The organism is Halomonas aquatica (assembly GCF_040196335.1).
Classification (GTDB): Bacteria; Pseudomonadota; Gammaproteobacteria; order Pseudomonadales; family Halomonadaceae; genus Halomonas; species Halomonas aquatica.
The window spans coordinates 87,594-104,546 of the sequence record NZ_JBEGCJ010000001.1; the positions used below are offsets into that span (position 1 = coordinate 87,594).

At 67.2% G+C, this 16,953-nt stretch carries 13 protein-coding genes and 1 riboswitch; of the genes, 10 read left to right on the forward strand and 3 right to left on the reverse strand.

Annotation, left to right across the window (positions count from 1 at the left end; all coding sequences use genetic code 11):
* Positions 1 to 831, forward strand: a complete 831-nt coding sequence (locus tag ABE960_RS00395; protein ID WP_349760240.1) for a sulfurtransferase — start codon at positions 1 to 3, stop codon at positions 829 to 831.
* Positions 832 to 901: 70 nt separating this feature from the next.
* Positions 902 to 1,753, forward strand: a complete 852-nt coding sequence (gene asd / locus ABE960_RS00400; protein WP_349760241.1) for an archaetidylserine decarboxylase — start codon at positions 902 to 904, stop codon at positions 1,751 to 1,753.
* 70 nt (positions 1,754 to 1,823) lie between these two features.
* Here the strand turns inward: asd and epmA are convergent, their stop codons facing one another.
* On the reverse strand, positions 1,824 to 2,798 hold the full coding sequence (epmA, locus tag ABE960_RS00405; protein ID WP_349760242.1) for an EF-P lysine aminoacylase EpmA: 975 nt from the start codon (positions 2,796 to 2,798) through the stop codon (positions 1,824 to 1,826).
* 103 nt (positions 2,799 to 2,901) lie between these two features.
* The gene (efp, locus tag ABE960_RS00410) at positions 2,902 to 3,468 is read right to left on the reverse strand and encodes an elongation factor P (RefSeq protein WP_071942041.1); all 567 of its coding nucleotides are present in this window, start codon (positions 3,466 to 3,468) and stop codon (positions 2,902 to 2,904) included.
* A gap of 108 nt (positions 3,469 to 3,576) precedes the next feature.
* Between efp and epmB the strand changes: the two genes are divergently transcribed.
* The 8 genes from epmB (at position 3,577) to atzF (ending at position 14,815) form a co-directional block, all read left to right on the forward strand.
* Positions 3,577 to 4,614 carry an EF-P beta-lysylation protein EpmB gene (gene epmB / locus ABE960_RS00415; protein WP_349760243.1) on the forward strand — a complete coding sequence of 346 codons (1,038 nt, stop codon included), beginning with the start codon at positions 3,577 to 3,579 and terminating at the stop codon, positions 4,612 to 4,614.
* 215 nt (positions 4,615 to 4,829) lie between these two features.
* A riboswitch (guanidine-I (ykkC/yxkD leader) is annotated at positions 4,830 to 4,982 on the forward strand.
* Between the two features lie 57 nt (positions 4,983 to 5,039).
* The gene (locus ABE960_RS00420; protein ID WP_349760244.1) at positions 5,040 to 6,140 is read left to right on the forward strand and encodes a putative urea ABC transporter substrate-binding protein; all 1,101 of its coding nucleotides are present in this window, start codon (positions 5,040 to 5,042) and stop codon (positions 6,138 to 6,140) included.
* A 72-nt stretch (positions 6,141 to 6,212) separates the two neighbouring features.
* Positions 6,213 to 7,040 carry an ABC transporter permease gene (locus ABE960_RS00425; protein WP_349760245.1) on the forward strand — a complete coding sequence of 276 codons (828 nt, stop codon included), beginning with the start codon at positions 6,213 to 6,215 and terminating at the stop codon, positions 7,038 to 7,040.
* Positions 7,037 to 7,831 carry an ABC transporter ATP-binding protein gene (locus ABE960_RS00430; RefSeq protein ID WP_349760246.1) on the forward strand — a complete coding sequence of 265 codons (795 nt, stop codon included), beginning with the start codon at positions 7,037 to 7,039 and terminating at the stop codon, positions 7,829 to 7,831. The genes ABE960_RS00425 and ABE960_RS00430 overlap by 4 nt, the downstream gene beginning before the upstream one ends.
* Entirely contained in the window at positions 7,828 to 8,556 is a 729-nt protein-coding gene (locus ABE960_RS00435) for an urea amidolyase associated protein UAAP1 (protein WP_349760247.1), read from the forward strand. Before ABE960_RS00430 ends, ABE960_RS00435 begins: the two co-directional genes overlap by 4 nt.
* A gap of 17 nt (positions 8,557 to 8,573) precedes the next feature.
* A complete protein-coding gene (locus tag ABE960_RS00440) occupies positions 8,574 to 9,212 on the forward strand; it encodes an urea amidolyase associated protein UAAP2 (RefSeq protein ID WP_349760248.1) in 639 nt (212 codons plus the stop codon).
* Between the two features lie 138 nt (positions 9,213 to 9,350).
* On the forward strand, positions 9,351 to 12,989 hold the full coding sequence (gene uca, locus ABE960_RS00445; protein ID WP_349760249.1) for an urea carboxylase: 3,639 nt from the start codon (positions 9,351 to 9,353) through the stop codon (positions 12,987 to 12,989).
* Positions 12,986 to 14,815 (forward strand): allophanate hydrolase, encoded by a 1,830-nt coding sequence (gene atzF / locus ABE960_RS00450; RefSeq protein ID WP_349760250.1) that lies wholly within the window; start codon positions 12,986 to 12,988, stop codon positions 14,813 to 14,815. Before uca ends, atzF begins: the two co-directional genes overlap by 4 nt.
* A gap of 99 nt (positions 14,816 to 14,914) precedes the next feature.
* Here atzF and leuA read toward each other — a convergent pair whose 3' ends face one another.
* Positions 14,915 to 16,630: a 2-isopropylmalate synthase gene (gene leuA, locus ABE960_RS00455; protein WP_349760251.1), complete on the reverse strand. Its 1,716-nt coding sequence runs from the start codon at positions 16,628 to 16,630 to the stop codon at positions 14,915 to 14,917.
* Between the last annotated feature and the right edge of the window lie 323 nt (positions 16,631 to 16,953).

The window sequence follows — 16,953 nt, forward strand, 5'->3', positions numbered from 1 at the left end:
ATGAGTTCCGAAGACAACCTGCTCCCGCTGATCATCGAGCCCGATCAGCTTGCCGCCTGGCTCGACGACCCGTCGCTGCTGGTCGTCGACGTGCCACTCAAGGCCGAGAGCCATCACGAGGGACACGTGCCCGGTGCCCTCTTCCTTGATCATCGCCTGCTGATGTGCGGCGAGGGTGAGGTGCCCAACGAGGTGCCCTCGGTCGAGGCGCTCTCCCAACTGTTCTCGTCCCTCGGTCTGACCCGCGACACCCATGTGGTGGCTTACGATGATGAGGGCGGCGGCTGGGCCGGCCGCCTGCTGTGGACCCTGGAGCTGATCGGCCATACTCGCTACTCCTACCTCAACGGGGGCATCCACGCCTGGCGCGAAGACGGCCTTCCCGTCTCCACCGATACCCAGGCCCCGAGCCCCAGCGACTACGTGGCCGAGATCCTCCATCCCGAGGTCGCCATCGATCGCCTGGAGCTCCAGGAGCGCCTGGACGAGAAGGGATTCGCGGTCTGGGATGCCCGCTCCCGTGGCGAGTACGATGGCGAGAAGGGCAACAACCGGCGCCTGGGCCACATGCCCGGGGCGGTCAACATGGAGTGGACCGATGCCATGGACCGTGAGAATGGCCTGCGCATCCGCGACTATGCCGAGCTCATCACCGAGCTCGAGGCCCTAGGCCTGACCCCGGACATGGAAGTGGTCACCCACTGCCAGAGCCACCATCGCAGCGGCTTCACCTGGCTGGTGGGCAAGGCGCTGGGCTTCGAGAAAATCCGCGGCTACGCCGGCTCCTGGAAGGAGTGGGGCAACCGCGATGACACGCCCATCGAGACCTAGTGGTGTAACCCCGGCCGGTCGTGCCATCTCGCCTGGCCGCCCTTCACGACACACAGACGGAATACTGCCCTTGTCACTCGCCCGACTCTTTGCCCTCATCCAGTACCCCCTGCCCCATCACCTGCTCTCGCGGCTGGTGGGGTGGCTCGCCGACTGCCGGTTACCCTGGCTGAAGAATGCCCTCGTGCAGGCCTTCATCCGGCAGTTCCGCGTCGACATGGACGAGGCCGCCGAATCCGACCCGACGGCCTACGCGAGCTTCAACGACTTCTTCACCCGCGCCCTGGAAGACGACGCCCGCCCCATCGGCGAGGGCGTGGTCTCCCCTGCCGACGGCACCCTCTCGCAGTTCGGCCCCATCGAAGCCGGCCAGCTGCTCCAGGCCAAGGGCCATTACTTCTCCACCATGGAACTGCTTGGCGGCGACGGCGAGGCGGCACACCGCTATCTGGGGGGCGCCTTCGCCACCGTCTACCTTTCGCCGAGTGACTACCACCGAGTGCACATGCCGATGGCAGGCACCCTGACCGAGATGGTCTATGTGCCCGGTCGCCTCTTCTCGGTGAATGCCGCCACGACCCATCATGTGCCCAACCTCTTCGCCCGCAACGAGCGGCTGGTGTGTCACTTCGACACCGAACAGGGACCCATGGCGATGGTACTGGTGGGGGCGATGATCGTCGCCGCCATCGAGACCGTGTGGGCCGGGCAGGTCACGCCGCTCTCCGGCGAGGTGCAGCGCGTCCGCTTCGACACCCCGGTGCGCCTGGAGAAGGGCGAGGAGATGGGGCGCTTCAAGCTCGGCTCCACCGTGGTGATGGCCTTCGCCGAACCGGTCACCTTCAGTGACGACCTAACCCTGGGCGCCAAGGTGCAGATGGGGCAGACGCTCGGGGCTGACACTCCCGCATCGCCCGCATAGCGCATAGATCGCCCGTATAGAGAGAGGCGACGGGGCCAGGATCAGCCCCGAACGATGTTGCCGGGGATAATTAACAGCGCGGCGTGGCGAAGGCCATCACCTCCGCCACGCTCTCCCTGCCCAGCGCCAGCTGGATCAGCCGGTCGAGCCCCAGCGCCACGCCGCTGCCTTCGGGCAGGCCAGCCTCCAGCGCCGCCAGCAGGCGCTCATCCACCGCCACCTCGGCGAGCCCCAAGGCGCGCCGGGCGGTATTGTCCGCCGAGAACCGCGCGCGCTGCTCCGCGGCATCGGTGAGCTCGTCGTAGCCGTTGGCGAGCTCGAGCCCCTCCCGGTAGAGCTCGAAGCGTGAGGCCACCCACTCGCCGTCCTCCGGGTCGCGATGGCGCCGCGCCAGGGCGGCCTGGCTGGCCGGATAGTCGACCACCACGTCGAGCCCGTCGCGTCCCAGGCCGGGTTCGATGGCGAGGCTCATCAGCAGGTCCAGGCAGCCGTCTCGGTCGCTGTCAACCATCTCAAGCCCGCCGGTCTCGCCGGCCAGTCGACGCAGGGTCGCAAGCGACGTCGTGAAGGGGTCGATGCCCAGCACCTCTCGGAAGAGCTCGCGATAGCGGCGCCGCCGAAGCGGCCGTGGGTCATGGCCGAGCACCCGCCCCACCAGCGCGGCGGTCTCGTCGATCAGCTCGTCGAGGCCGAGGCCGGGGCGATACCACTCCAGCATGGTGAACTCGAGGTTGTGGCGCCGGCCCACCTCGTCGTCGCGGAAGCTTCTGGCCAGCTGGAAGATCGGCCCGCTGCCGGCGGCCAGCAGGCGCTTCATGGCTAACTCCGGGGAGGTCTGCAGCCAGAGCCGTTCACGCCCCGCCGGGGTGGTCGCCTCGGTCGAGAGGGAGGCGAGGTGCACCTCGGTGCTGCCCCCGTGGCCGAGCACCGGGGTCTCCACCTCCAGCACCTCGCGCTCGGCGAAGAAGGCCCGCACCTCGGCGATCAGCCGCGCCCGTTCCCGCAGGGTCGCGATCTCGGCGGTGGGACGCCAGTCGTCTGTCATGTACCAACCTCCAGAACCGACAAGGCCACGCCGCTGGCGTGGCCCTGTAACAGTATCAACCAAGCTATGGCCCTCTCCGAGCGAGCGCAGGAAGGGCCACACCTCACGCGCGGGAGACGTACTCGCCGCTGCGTGTATCCACCTTCAGCACCTCGCCCTCGTTGATGAACAGCGGCACGCGAACCACGGCGCCGGAGGAAAGGGTCGCCGGCTTGGAACCGCCCTGGGCGGTATCACCCTTGAGGCCCGGGTCGGTCTCGGTCACCTCGAGCTCGATGAAGTTCGGTGGGGTGACGTTGATGACGTTGTCGTTCCAGAGGGTCACGGTGTAGGGAACCTGCTCCTTTAGCCACTTCCCGGTGTCGCCCAGTGCCTTCTTCTCCACGGCGTACTGCTCGAAGGAGCCATCGGTCTTCATGAAGTACCACATGTCGCCGTCGGTATAGAGGTACTCCATCTCGAGCTCGAGCACGTCGGCGGCTTCCAGGGAGTCACCGGACTTGAAGGTGTGCTCCAGGACCCGGCCGGTCATCAGGTTGCGCAGCTTGACGCGGTTGAAGGCCTGCCCCTTGCCCGGCTTGACGAGTTCGTTCTCGACGATGCTGCACGGGTCACCGTCCAGCATCACCTTCAGACCGCCCTTGAATTCATTGGTAGAATAGTTCGCCATGATCGCTTACCCATATTCGAGCGCGCCCCCGGCACTGGCCGGCGGCGCGCGCAAGCAGATGAAGTGTCACGGGGGCTTGCCCCCCGTTCGCATTGACTGGTGTGCCGCATGATAACCCGAAGCAGCGCCCTTTTGCAGCGCCCCGACAGGGAGACGAAGCCCCTGCCCATGCAGGCTCGCTGGCAGACCCAGCTGGCCAGGGCGATCCGCGATCCCCTCGAACTTTGCCGCCGCCTGGGCCTGGATGAGGCCTTGCATGGCGGGGCCGAAGCCGGCCACGCCCTCTTCGAGGTGCGGGTCCCCGAGGCCTACCTGGCCCGTATCCGCCCCGGTGACCGGGCGGACCCGCTGCTGCGCCAGGTCCTGCCGCTGGGCGAAGAGGCCCTGCCCACGCCCGGCTACGTGGCCGACCCACTGGCCGAGGTCGAGCACACCCCGGCCCCGGGGCTGATCCACAAGTACGCCGGGCGAGTGCTGCTGATCGCGAGCCCCGCCTGCGCCGTGAACTGCCGCTACTGCTTTCGCCGGCACTTCCCCTACGAGGAGAATGCCCCCTCGAGGGCTCAGTGGGACGAGAGCCTCGAGCACATCCGCCGTGACACCACGATCCGGGAGGCCATCCTCTCCGGCGGCGACCCCCTGGCGGCCAACGACCGTCAACTGGCCTGGCTCGTCGAGCGGCTCGAGGCGATCCCGCACATCAGGCGCCTGCGCCTGCACACGCGCCTGCCGGTGGTGATTCCCGACCGCATCGACGACACCCTGCTCGGCTGGCTCGGTTCCACGCGGCTGCAGAAGGTGATGGTGCTGCACATCAACCATGCCCACGAGATCGACGAAGCCGTGGTGGCCGCCTGCGAGAGGCTCAAGGCGGCGGGCGTGGCGCTGCTCAACCAGAGCGTGCTGCTGCAAGGCGTCAACGATGACATCGAGACCCTGGCCGCGCTCTCCGAACGCCTGTTCGAGGCGGGCATCCTGCCCTACTACCTCCACGTGCTCGACCCGGTGGCCGGCGCCGCGCACTTCGACGTGTCCGATGCAAAGGCCCGCGAGCTGGTCGCGGGCCTGAGGGAGGTGCTGCCGGGCTTCCTGATGCCGCGGCTGGTGCGTGAGATCCCCGGCGAGACGAGCAAGACGCCGCTGTGATGGCCTGCCGCCCCTGAGTCACGCACCCTTTTGACGCCATGGCGTTCATGACTCACCAGAACAGTGCTTCCCGGCCTGGCGAGGACAAGGCCTTGCCGAGACATGGCCCAGGAAAGGCCATGACCCCATTGGCTTTTTTTCCAACTGGCCGGGTGTTTGCTATGTGTAGGGTGACACGGGGTATCGGCAGCCCAGGCTGCCACACAATCTGGTTTCCAATGGACGGCTAGGGTTCCGGTTGCATCGCGTACGCCCCTGATGCAACGCCAGGTCCGAGAGCCGTCGACCCGGCATCTGCAAGGCGTCTTCTCGTCAGGGACAACGCTCGCAGAGGCAAGGTTACACGGCGGGGGAAAAGCCCGGGAGGAGAGGTGCAGCAGGCTGCGCCGATGCCCCCCCGAATCCCCGAGCCCATGGAGGCCGTCATGACACGCCCATCCCATCCTGTATCCCAATTCGTCGCGTCCAAGCGACTCACCCTCGCCGCCACCGTCTCGACCGCCCTGCTGGTATCGACACTGGCCAGCACCCCTCTCCAGGCTCAGGAGCGCGACCAGTTCAGCGTCTGCTGGTCGATCTATGCCGGCTGGATGCCCTGGGGCTATGCCGGTACGTCAGGCATCGTCGACCGCTGGGCGGACAGGTATGACATCGACATCGAGGTCATCCAGGTCAACGACTACGTCGAGTCGATCAACCAGTTCACCTCAGGCAACGTCGACGGCTGCGCCATGACCAACATGGATGCCCTGACCCTTCCCGCCGCCAGCGGCGTCGACTCCACCGCCCTGATCGTCGGCGACTATTCCGATGGCAATGACGGGGTGGTGCTCAAGAATGCCGACAGCCTCGAGGAGATCGCCGGGCGCGAGGTCAACCTGGTGCAGTTCAGCGTCTCCCACTACCTGCTGGCCCGGGCGCTGGAAAGCATCGGCCTCAGCGAGCGTGATGTCACGACCATCAACACCGGCGATGCGGACATCGCCAGCCTGTACGCGAGCCGCGACAACATCGATGCCGTGGTGACCTGGAACCCGCAGCTGTCCACCGTCACCCAGGTGGAAGACAGCAACCTGGTCTTCGACTCGAGCCAGATCCCCGGTGAGATCCTCGACCTGATGGTCGTCAATACGGACACTCTGGCCGCCAATCCCGAGCTGGGCCACGCCCTGGTAGGCGCCTGGTACGAGGTCATGGGATTGATGGCCGACGGTGACGAAGCCGCACTCACTCAGATGGCCGAGGCCGCCGGTACCGATCTCGCCGGTTACCAGGAACAGCTCGACGCCACCCGCCTCTATACCGACCCGGCCGAGGCCATCGCCCTGCTGGAGAGCCAAGAACTGCTCGATACCATGCAACGCGTCGCCGAGTTCAGTTTCGAAAAAGGTCTTCTCGGCGACATGGCGCCCGACGCCGGCGTGGTCGGCATCGAAACGCCCCAGGGCGTGTTCGGCGACGAGGGCAACGTGAAGCTGCGCTTCGAGCCGAGCTTCACCCAGGCCTATCTCGACAGCCTGGATTGACCCGTCCGCGGTACGGCCGGTGGCGAGCCACCGGCCATCGACCCTCGCCCTCTCCCCTGACGTGAAACGCCCATGAAGCGACTGATCAACATCATGCCGTCCCCAGGTGCACGCTGGCTGCTGGGACTCGTGCCCTTCGCGCTGATCGCCATGGTCTACCTGGGCATGTCCAACGCACGGCTCGCCGAGAACCCCGACGATCGCCTGCTGCCGGCCCCCGCGACGATGGCCGAGACGTTCCTGACCCTGGCGACCGAGGAGAACATGCGCACCGGCCAGATCACCCTCTGGGCGGACACCTTCGCCAGTCTCGAGCGGCTGCTGATCGGCGTGGCGATCAGCGCCGTGATAGGCCTCACGATGGGCATCGCCAATGGTGGCCTGCCGCTGGTGCGCGCCAAGCTCTCGCCGCTGATCACGGTGGTCTCGCTGATCCCGCCGATGGCGATCCTGCCGATCCTGTTCATCGCCTTCGGTACCGGCGAGGCGGCCAAGATCGCCTTGATCGCCATCGGCGTGACGCCCTTCCTGATCCGCGACCTGCAGGGCCATGCCCTGCACCTGCCCGACGAGCAGCTGATCAAGGCCCAGACCCTCGGCGCCAGCTCCTGGCAGGTGCTGACCCGAGTGTTGCTGCCCCAGCTCACCCCGCGACTGCTGAATGCCACACGTCTCGCGCTGGGCACCGCCTGGCTGTTCCTGATCGCCGCAGAGGCCATCGCCGCCCAGGATGGGCTCGGCTATCGCATCTTCCTGGTGCGCCGTTACCTGTCGATGGACGTGATCCTGCCCTACGTGGCCTGGATCACCCTGCTCGCCTTCCTGCTCGACCAGCTGCTGGCATGGATCTCGCGTCGGGCCTTCCCCTGGTACCACGCCGGTGAAGGAGACGCGTCATGAGCCTTCTCGAAGCCAAGCGTCTGGAAAAGCACTACGGCGGCCACGTGGTGCTCGAGGGCCTCGATTTCACGGTCGACGCCGGCGAATTCGTCACCCTGGTCGGCGCCTCGGGCTGTGGCAAGACCACCTTCCTCAAGATGCTGCTGGGTACCGAGCGGATCTCTAGCGGCGAGTTCATCCTCGACGGGCGGCCGATTCCCGACGAGCCAGGGCCGGATCGCGGCGTGGTGTTCCAGAAATACTCGGTGTTTCCCCACCTGACGGTGCTCGGCAACGTGATGATCGCCGAGGAACTGGAACAGTCACGGCTATTGGGCAAGTGTTTCGGTGCCGCCCGCCGCCGTGCCGCCGACAAGGCGCGCGAGCGCATCGCACAGGTTGGCCTCGACCAGGCCCTCGCCAAGTATCCCCATGAGCTCTCCGGCGGCATGCAGCAGCGTCTGGCCATCGCCCAGGCCCTGATGATGCGGCCGCGTATCCTGCTGCTCGATGAGCCCTTCGGCGCTCTCGATCCGGGTATCCGCCAGGACATGCATGAGCTGATCACACGACTGTGGCAGGAACAGCAGCTGACCATCTTCATGATCACCCACGATCTCAAGGAGGCCTTCGCCCTGGGCACCCGGCTGTGGGTCTTCGACAAGCTGCGCCACGATCCCCAGGCTCCCGAGGCCTTCGGCGCCACCATCACCTATGACCTGCCGATCGGGCGGCACGCGCCTCCGGAAGACCTCCCGGCCCACTTAGCGGCCCGCGGCATCGAGACCCTGACACAGGAGACGCTGATATGAGCACGCCAACAGAAGCGCTCTATACCACCCACCTGCCCGGCGGCCACCACTGGTCGCTGCGCCTGCGCCGCGGCACCACCCTGACCCTGAGCGCCGGCGCGGCCGACACCAATGTCGGGCTGCTCTGCTACAACCCCGAGAACCTGCTCGAGCGTCTGAACCTGCCCGATACCCTGAAGTGCCAGCACACCTTCAAGCTGACCCGGGGCCACTGTCTCTACTCGGACATGGGTCGGATCTTCGCGTCGATCACCCACGACGACCTGGGCTGGCACGACAGCACCGGTGGCAACCTGATGCCCCGCCACCTGATCGCCAAGGGCTGGCAGCCGGTGAGCTATCAGCAGGCCCACAACGACTGGACCCGCACCGGCCATGACGCCTTCCTGGTCGAGCTCGCCAAGTACGGCCTGGGGCGGCGCGACCTGGCCGCCAACCTCAACCTTTTCGCTCGGGTGGAGAGCGACGACGAGGGGCGGCTGCGCTACGTGCCCGGGCACTGCAAGCCCGGCGCCAACGTGACCCTGCGTTTCGAGATGGACACCCTGGTACTGCTGCATACCTGCCCGCACCCGCTGGACCCAAGCCCCGAGTATCCCCGGCGCGGCGTGGACATCTCGCTCGGCACGGCCCCCCCCCCGGCCGAGGACGACGTCTGCTACCGCTCGCGGCCGGAGAACGCCCGCGGTTTCGAGAACAATCGCCTCTATCACCTGGGGCTTTGAGCCGGGAGGACGCCATCATGATCATCGAAAGTACCCTGCGCCCCGAGAACGCCGTGCATCGCACCACCGTGGACGCCGGCGACCATTATATCGGCACCGTCAGGGCCGGCCAGACGCTGCGGATCCTCGACCTGGAGGGAAACCAGGCGGCCGACACCCTGTTCTTCAATGCCCATGACACCGCCGAGCGCTACAGCGCCATGGATACGGTGCGCGAACAGGGCGCGGTCTACCTGACCGCCGGGTCACAGCTGATCTCCAGCGAGGGCAACCTGCTGCTGACCATTACCGCCGACACCTGCGGTCGCCACGACACCCTGGGCGGCGCCTGTGCCAGCGAGAGCAACACGGTGCGCTACGACCTGGAGAAGCGCCATATGCACTCCTGTCGCGACAACTGGATGCAGGCGGTCGCCAACCATCCCGAGTTCGGGCTGACCAAGCGCGATATCACCCACAACATCAACTTCTTCATGAACGTCCCGGTGACCGCCGACGGCGGCCTGACCTTCGAGGATGGCATCTCGGCCCCGGGCAAGTACGTGGAGATGGTCGCCGAGATGGATGTCATCGTGCTGGTATCCAACTGCCCGCAGCTCAACAACCCCTGCAACGGCTATGACCCGACGCCCATCGAGCTGCTCGTATGGGAGTGAATCGCGCGTCGAGCAAGTGAATCGCCGACCCTGCCCGTGGCTCATCGGGCGGGCTCATCGGTCGGGCTCCCCGGGGACGACCCCGGCGGCCGTATTCTCGAACGCGGGACGACCCGCACCGTTCACGGACAAGGCCAGATGTTCACCAAGGTCCTGATTGCCAACCGCGGCGCCATCGCCATGCGCATCCTGCGGACCCTCAAGTCGTTGGGGGTAGGCTCGGTCGTCGTCTATGCCGAGGCCGACCGCGATGCACCCTACGTCTACCAGGCCGACGAGGCCTGCTCGCTGGGCGAGGGGCCGGCAGCCGACACCTATCTCGACATCGACAAGCTGATCGACGTTGCAAAGTGCAGTGGGGCCCAGGCGGTTCACCCCGGCTATGGCTTCCTCTCCGAAAACACTCGCTTCATCGAGGCCTGCGATGCCGCCGGCCTGGTATTCCTCGGCCCCACCGCCGAGCAGATCCGCGACTTCGGTCTCAAGCACCAGGCCCGGGCACTCGCCGAGCAGGCCGGGGTGCCGCTGGTGCCCGGCTCAGGCCTCCTCGACGGCCTCGACCAGGCCCTCCACGAGGCCGAGCACATCGGCTACCCGGTCATGCTCAAGTCCACCGCCGGAGGCGGCGGCATCGGCATGCAGGTCTGCCAGGATGCCGGTCAGCTCGAACGCGCCTTCGAGTCGGTACGCGGCCTCGGTGAGCGCAACTTCGGCGATGCCGGCGTCTTCGTCGAGGCCTATATCGCTCGCGCTCGCCATATCGAGGTACAGCTGTTCGGCGACGGCCAGGGCCGGGTCGTCGCACTCGGCGAGCGGGACTGCTCCACCCAGCGCCGCCACCAGAAGGTGATCGAGGAATGCCCGGCTCCCGACCTGCCAGAGAGGGTTCGCCGCGAACTGCATGAAACCGCCGTGCGTCTCGGCGAGGCCGTGTCCTACCGCAGCGCCGGCACCGTGGAGTTCATCTACGATGCCAAGCGCCAGACCTTCTACTTCCTCGAGGTCAATACCCGCCTGCAGGTGGAGCACGGGATCACCGAGGAGGTCTGGGGGGTGGACATCGTCGAATGGATGGTCCGTCTCGGCGCGCAAACGCTGCCTCTCCTCGAGGAACTGACGCGCGACCTGGCCCCCCGCGGCCATGCCATCCAGGCGCGACTCTATGCCGAGGACCCGCTGCATGACTTCAGGCCCAGTGCCGGCCTGCTCACCGACGTCGCCTTTCCCACCAGGCATTGTCTGCGTATCGATCATGCCATCGAGGCGGGCCTGGAGGTCTCGGCACTGTTCGACCCCATGCTGGCCAAGCTGATCGTGCATGCCGAGGACCGTGACAGTGCCTGCGAGGAACTGGCCGAGGTGCTGCAGGTCTCCAGCGTCTATGGGATCGCCACCAACCGCACCTGGCTCGCCCGGGTGCTCCGCGACCCCCGCTTCCGGGCCGCCGAGCTCCATACCCGCTGGCTGGAAGGACTCGACTGGGCACCGCCGGTGATCGAGGTGCTGTCTCCGGGGACGCTGACGACCCTCCAGGACGTGCCGGGCCGACAGGGCCACTGGGACGTGGGCGTGCCGCCCTCCGGGCCCTTCGACGACTGGTCGTTCCGCCTCGGCAATCGTCTGCTCGACAATCCGCAGGACGCCGCCGGGCTGGAGGTCACCCTCAACGGCCCGACCCTGCGCTTCCACCGCGCCACCCAGGTGGTGCTGACCGGCGCGGCGTTGCCCGCCACCCTCGACGATGCGCCGGTGGACTTCTGGCGGGTCCTCGACGTGCCCGCCGGTGCGACCCTCGCGCTCGGCAAGGTCGCCATCGGTGCCCGCGCCTACCTGCTGGTACGCGGCGGCATCGACTGCCCGCGCTACCTGGGATCACGCAGCACCTTCACCCTGGGCCAGTTCGGCGGCCATGGCGGTCGCGCCCTGCGCAGCGGCGACATGCTCGACCTACCCGATCTGGCGCCGACCGCACCGCGGGTCCTGGACGCGCGGCTGATTCCCGAACTGGGCCAGGAAAGCGTTGCAGGGACCGAGAAGCAAGGAACCGGCAAGACCTGGGAGATCGGCGTGCTCTATGGCCCCCATGGCGCCCCGGACTTCTTCACCGAGACCGACATCGACACCTTCTTCGCCCATGCCTGGGAGGTGCACTACAACTCCAGCCGCACCGGCGTAAGGCTGATCGGGCCTCGTCCCGAATGGGCGCGGGCCGACGGAGGCGAGGCCGGCCTGCATCCCTCGAACATCCACGACAATGCCTATGCCTTCGGCACCATCGACTTCACCGGCGACATGCCGGTGATCCTGGGGCCCGACGGCCCATCGCTGGGCGGCTTCGTGTGCCCGGCCACGGTCGTCCGGGCCGAGCGCTGGAAACTCGGCCAGCTCGCTGCCGGTGATCGGATCCGCTTCGTGCCGGTCAGCCTGGCCAGCGCCCGTGAACTCGAGGCCCGCCAGCTGACACAGCTGGCCAGCCTCGAGCCCTCCGGCGACCTGGCACCGGCGGAGACACGCGGCACCCCGCTGCTGCACGAAGTGAGTGCCGACCAGGCCGGTGAGCGCATCGTCTATCGCCGTGCCGGCGACGACTTCCTGCTCATCGAGTTCGGCGCCATGGAACTGGATATCGCGCTGCGCTTCCGCGCGCATGCCTGGATGCTGTGGCTGCGCGACCATCCACTGCCGGGGCTGCGCGAGCTGACACCCGGGATTCGCTCGCTGCAGGTGCACTATGAGCCCCGAGAATTGCCTCTGGACGACCTGCTCGGCCATCTCGAGACGGCAGAACGTGAGCTGCGCGACGTCGAGACCCTGGAGGTGGAATCTCGGGTGGTGCACCTGCCGCTCTCCTGGGATGACCCCGCCTGTCAGGAAGCCATCGACAAGTATCAGCGCTCGGTACGCCCGGATGCCCCCTGGTGCCCCAGCAACCTGGACTTCATCCGTCGCATCAATGGACTGGACAGCGAAGCCCAGGTGCGCGACATCGTGTTCGATGCCAGCTACCTGGTGATGGGGCTGGGGGATGTCTACCTGGGGGCACCGGTGTCCACTCCGCTGGACCCTCGCCAGCGCCTGGTGACTACCAAGTACAACCCGGCCCGCACCTGGACCGCCGAGAACTCGGTGGGCATCGGCGGCGCCTACCTCTGCGTCTATGGCATGGAAGGGCCCGGCGGTTATCAGTTCGTCGGCAGGACCCTGCAGATGTGGAATCGCTACCGGGTCACCGAGCATTTTGACAAGCCCTGGCTGCTGCGCTTCTTCGACCAGCTGCGCTTCTTCGAGGTCAGCCATGAGGAGCTGACCCGCATTCGTCGCGACTTCCCCCATGGCCGCTATGACCTCGAGGTCGAGTCTCGTCGCTTCCGCCTCGCCGAATATCAGACAGAGCTCGCCCGCCATCGGGACGCCATCGGTGACTTCCGAAAGCGTCGTGAGGCGGCCTTCCAGGAGGAGATGGCTGCCTGGCGCGCCAACGGCCAGTTCACCTTCGAGGATCAGGCCCCCGAGGCCGTCGACGCCGACGAACTGGGCGCCGATGAGCATGGCATCGACAGCCCGGTCACCGGCAGCCTGTGGAAGCTGTTGGTCACCGAAGGCGATAGCGTCGAACCGGGCCAGACCGTGGCCCTGGTCGAGTCGATGAAGATGGAAGTCGAGATCACCGCCGGGAAAGCCGGCCGTGTGGTTCGCCTGCCGCTGCAGGAAGGCGCCGCCGTGGCGTCGGGACAGCCCGTGGTGATCCTCGCCACCCAACAGGAGCAGCCGCAATGATCTCTCTTGACACTCTCGAAGGCGGACTGAGCATCGCCGGCCTGCACGCCGCCTACCGCAGGGGTAACCTGACCCCGGGCGAGCTGATCGATGCCCTGCTCGGTGATGCCGACGCGCGAGGCCAGGACCCGGCCTGGATCACGCGCCTTACCCGCGACCAGCTTGCCCCCTATCTCGCCCGGCTCGACGGGCAGTCACCGGACACCCTGCCGCTCTTCGGCATCCCCTTCGCCCTCAAGGACAATATCGACCTGGCCGGCGTACCGACCACCGCCGGGTGTCCGGCCTTTGCCTACACGCCGGAGAACAGTGCCTTCGTGGTACAGCGACTCATCGAGGCCGGCGCCATCCCGCTGGGCAAGACCAATCTCGACCAGTTCGCCACCGGCCTGGTGGGAGAGCGTGCCCCGGACGAGCATGGCGTGCCTGCCAACGCCTTCGACCCCGCCTACATTCCCGGCGGCTCCAGCAGCGGCTCGGCGGTGGTCACAGCCGCGGGCCAGGTCAGCTTCGCCCTGGGCACCGACACCGCCGGCTCCGGCCGGGTGCCGGCCTGCTTCCACAACCTGTTCGGCGTGAAGCCGAGCCTGGGCCTGCTCAGCACCCGCGGCGTGGTGCCGGCCTGCGCCACCCTGGACACCATCAGCCTGTTCACCCTGACCGCCGATGACGCCCATGCCGTGCTGTCGATTGCCGCCACCTTCGACCCGCAGTGCGCCTGGTCACGACGCCATGACTTCGAGGTGCACGGTCAGAACTACGGCCAGGCCCCGGCTCGCTTCCGTTTCGGGGTGCCACTCGAGCATCAGTGGCAGACCGACAGCGCCTATACCGCCGGCATGCAAGCCGCCATTGCCGACCTGGAGGCATCGGGCGGCGAGAAGGTCGAGCTCGACTGCGCCCCGCTCCTCGCCGCCGCCCGGCTGCTCTACGAGGGCCCCTGGGTCGCTGAGCGCTACCACGCCATCCGTGAGTTGCTGGAGCACGACCCGGCGGCCGTCCACCCGGTGACACGCGAGATCACCATGGGAGGCGCCACGCCACTGGCGGTGGAGGCATTCGACGCCCGCTACAAGTTGGCCGAGTACAAGCGCCAGGCCGATGCATTGATCGGCCAGGTGGACGTGATGCTCGCCCCCACCACCGTGACGCATCCGACCAAGCAGGAGGTGGCGGCGGACCCCATCGGCGTGAATTCACGCCTGGGCATCTGGACCAACTTCATGAACCTGCTCGACTACAGCGCCCTGGCCGTGCCTACCGGCATCGCCGCTGGCGGCCTACCCTTCGGCATCACGCTGTTCGGCCCGGCCTTCGACGACCTCCGGCTGCTGAGCCTAAGTCGCACCCTGGAGGCACGACTCGACCTGCCGCTGGGTGCCACCGGCTTGCCGCATCCCCCACGACCGGCGCTGCCGCCGGCCCGGGACGGCACCCTGGAGCTGGTGGTCTGCGGCGCCCATCTCGAGGGACTGCCGCTCAACCACCAGCTCACCGCACGAGGCGGTGTACGGGTCGCGACGACCCAGAGCGCGCCTCGCTACCGCCTTTACGCCCTGGCGGGGGGGCCACCCGCGCGCCCGGCCATGGTGCGCGACGCATCCAACGGTGCCGCCATCGAGGTGGAAGTGTGGCGCCTGCCCGTGGCGGCCGTGGGCAGCTTCCTCGCCGGCGTTCCGGCCCCGCTGGGCCTGGGCCAGGTGGAGCTGGCAAGCGGCGAGTGGCACACCGGCTTCATCTGCAGCGCCGATGCGCTGCACGAGGGCGGTACTGCCGAGGACATCACCGCCCACGGCGGCTGGAGGGGCTGGCTGGCGACCCGCTAGCTGTGTAAACCCACCAGGTTCTCAAGGACACAGACAGCAAGAGGGGCCGGCATCCTGCCGGCCCCTCCTCTCTATCGCGACGGCGACGCCGTCACGCGATCATTTCGCTACCGTCAGGGTTTCCTCGGTGACGTTGGGGGCCGGGGCCCTGGTGGAGAGGTGCCGGTTGAGGGCACTCATCACCGCCTTCATGGAGGCGCTGGTGATGCTCTCGTCGGTACCCACCCCGAATACCGCCTCGTTCGCCAGACGCACCTCGACATAGGCAATCGCCTCGGCGTCGGCGCCCTGTCCGCGGGAGTGCTCGTGGTAGTCGATGATCTCCACGTCATGGCCTGCCGCGGCCAGTGCCTTGATGAAGGCGGCCAGCGGACCGTTGCCCTGCCCGAGGATGGTCTGGCGCTCACCGCCTTCCTCGATCACCGCCTCCAGATGCACCCTCGGGCTGTCGGGCTCGGAAGAGAGGCGATGGCCGATCAGGGTGAAAGGTGTGGACTTGGCCAGGTACTCGTCGACGAAGGCCTGGTAGATCATCTGAGAGGTAATCTCACGACCCAGTCGATCGGCCACCTCCTGCACCACCTGGCTGAACTCCATGGAGAGCCGGCGCGGCAGTTCGATGCCGTGCTCCTGCTCGAGCAGGTAGGAGACGCCGCCCTTGCCTGACTGGCTGTTGACGCGGATGACCGCCTCGTAGCTGCGACCGACGTCCAGCGGATCGATGGGCAGGTAAGGCACCTCCCAGAAGTCATTCTGGGCCTCGCGGCGCGCGGCCATGCCCTTCTTGATGGCGTCCTGGTGGGAGCCCGAGAAGGCGGTGAACACCAGATCGCCCACGTAGGGGTGGCGCGGGTGTACCGGCAGCTGATTGCAGTGCTCCACCTCGCGCATGATCGGCGTGATGTTGGAGAAGTCGAGCCCCGGGTGCACGCCCTGGGTATAGAGGTTCATGGCCAGGGTGACGAGGTCGACGTTGCCGGTGCGCTCGCCGTTGCCGAACAGGCAGCCCTCGACCCGGTCGGCACCGCCCATCACGGCGAGCTCGGCGGCGGCCACACCGGTGCCGCGGTCGTTGTGCGGGTGCACGCTGACGATCAGGTGGTCGCGATGACGGATATGCCGGCAGAACCACTCCACCTGGTCGGCGTAGTTGTTGGGCGTCGCACACTCCACGGTGGCCGGCAGGTTGACGATCATCGGCGCCTCGGCGCTGGCGCCGAAGGCCGCCTCCACGGCGTCGACGATCTCCACGGCGAAGTCCATCTCGGTGGTGGAGAAGAGTTCCGGGGAGTACTGGAAGGTCCAGTGGGTCTCCGGCGCCGCCGCCATGTTCTCGCGGATCTGGGTAGTGGCGTCCACGGCGATCTGGATGCACTCGGCCTTGTCGACGTTGAACACCACGCGGCGGAACACCGGGTCGGTGGCGTTGTAGACGTGGACGATGGCGTTCTTCGCGCCCTTCAGCGCCTCGAAGGTGCGATCGATCAGGTGCGGGCGGGCCTGAGTGAGCACTTGGATCCGCACGTCGTCCGGCACCTTGTCCTCCTCGATCAGCGAGCGCACGAAGTCGAAGTCGGTCTGGGAGGCCGAGGGGAAGCCCACCTCGATCTGCTTGAAGCCGATCTTGACCAAGAGATCGAAGAGGCGCTGCTTGCGCTCCTGATCCATGGGGTCGATCAGCGCCTGGTTGCCGTCTCGCAGGTCGACGGCGCACCACTGGGGCGGCGTCTCGATGCGCCGGCTGGGCCACTGGCGGTCGGGCAGGTCGACGCCCACGAAGGGGCGGTACTTGGTAGCGGGGTTATCGAGCATCATGGTGGCGTTCTCCCGGGTGAGCGGCGGCGTTCAGAAAAGATCGGTCAAGACGTTAAGTCACAAACAGCAACGCCCCGTCGGCCAAGGGCGGACGGGGCGTCGAATAGACAGGCATCATCGCACGCAACCGGTCGGCATGCCTGACGGCACCCGTGGGCGATGGCAACAACGGCAATGTTCATGGCGCGGATACTGCGGGTGGTGGACATGCTGCAACCTCGTTTCGACCGGGACGTGCACTCTAGCGACAGGCGAGGCGACGGCGATGCAGGCGGCATCGCCCGTCGCGCTCAGCGGCGGGCTAGGGGTAGTCGTAAGTCGAG

Excerpts from the sequence above, each read along its gene's own strand:
- ABE960_RS00395 (WP_349760240.1), top strand. The coding sequence starts at position 1 with ATGAGTTCCGAAGACAACCTGCTCCCGCTGATCATCGAGCCCGATCAG.
- epmA (WP_349760242.1), bottom strand. The coding sequence starts at position 2,798 with ATGACAGACGACTGGCGTCCCACCGCCGAGATCGCGACCCTGCGGGAA.
- efp (WP_071942041.1), bottom strand. The coding sequence starts at position 3,468 with ATGGCGAACTATTCTACCAATGAATTCAAGGGCGGTCTGAAGGTGATG.
- epmB (WP_349760243.1), top strand. The coding sequence starts at position 3,577 with ATGATAACCCGAAGCAGCGCCCTTTTGCAGCGCCCCGACAGGGAGACG.
- ABE960_RS00420 (WP_349760244.1), top strand. The coding sequence starts at position 5,040 with ATGACACGCCCATCCCATCCTGTATCCCAATTCGTCGCGTCCAAGCGA.
- ABE960_RS00425 (WP_349760245.1), top strand. The coding sequence starts at position 6,213 with ATGAAGCGACTGATCAACATCATGCCGTCCCCAGGTGCACGCTGGCTG.
- ABE960_RS00430 (WP_349760246.1), top strand. The coding sequence starts at position 7,037 with ATGAGCCTTCTCGAAGCCAAGCGTCTGGAAAAGCACTACGGCGGCCAC.
- ABE960_RS00435 (WP_349760247.1), top strand. The coding sequence starts at position 7,828 with ATGAGCACGCCAACAGAAGCGCTCTATACCACCCACCTGCCCGGCGGC.
- ABE960_RS00440 (WP_349760248.1), top strand. The coding sequence starts at position 8,574 with ATGATCATCGAAAGTACCCTGCGCCCCGAGAACGCCGTGCATCGCACC.
- uca (WP_349760249.1), top strand. The coding sequence starts at position 9,351 with ATGTTCACCAAGGTCCTGATTGCCAACCGCGGCGCCATCGCCATGCGC.
- atzF (WP_349760250.1), top strand. The coding sequence starts at position 12,986 with ATGATCTCTCTTGACACTCTCGAAGGCGGACTGAGCATCGCCGGCCTG.
- leuA (WP_349760251.1), bottom strand. The coding sequence starts at position 16,630 with ATGATGCTCGATAACCCCGCTACCAAGTACCGCCCCTTCGTGGGCGTC.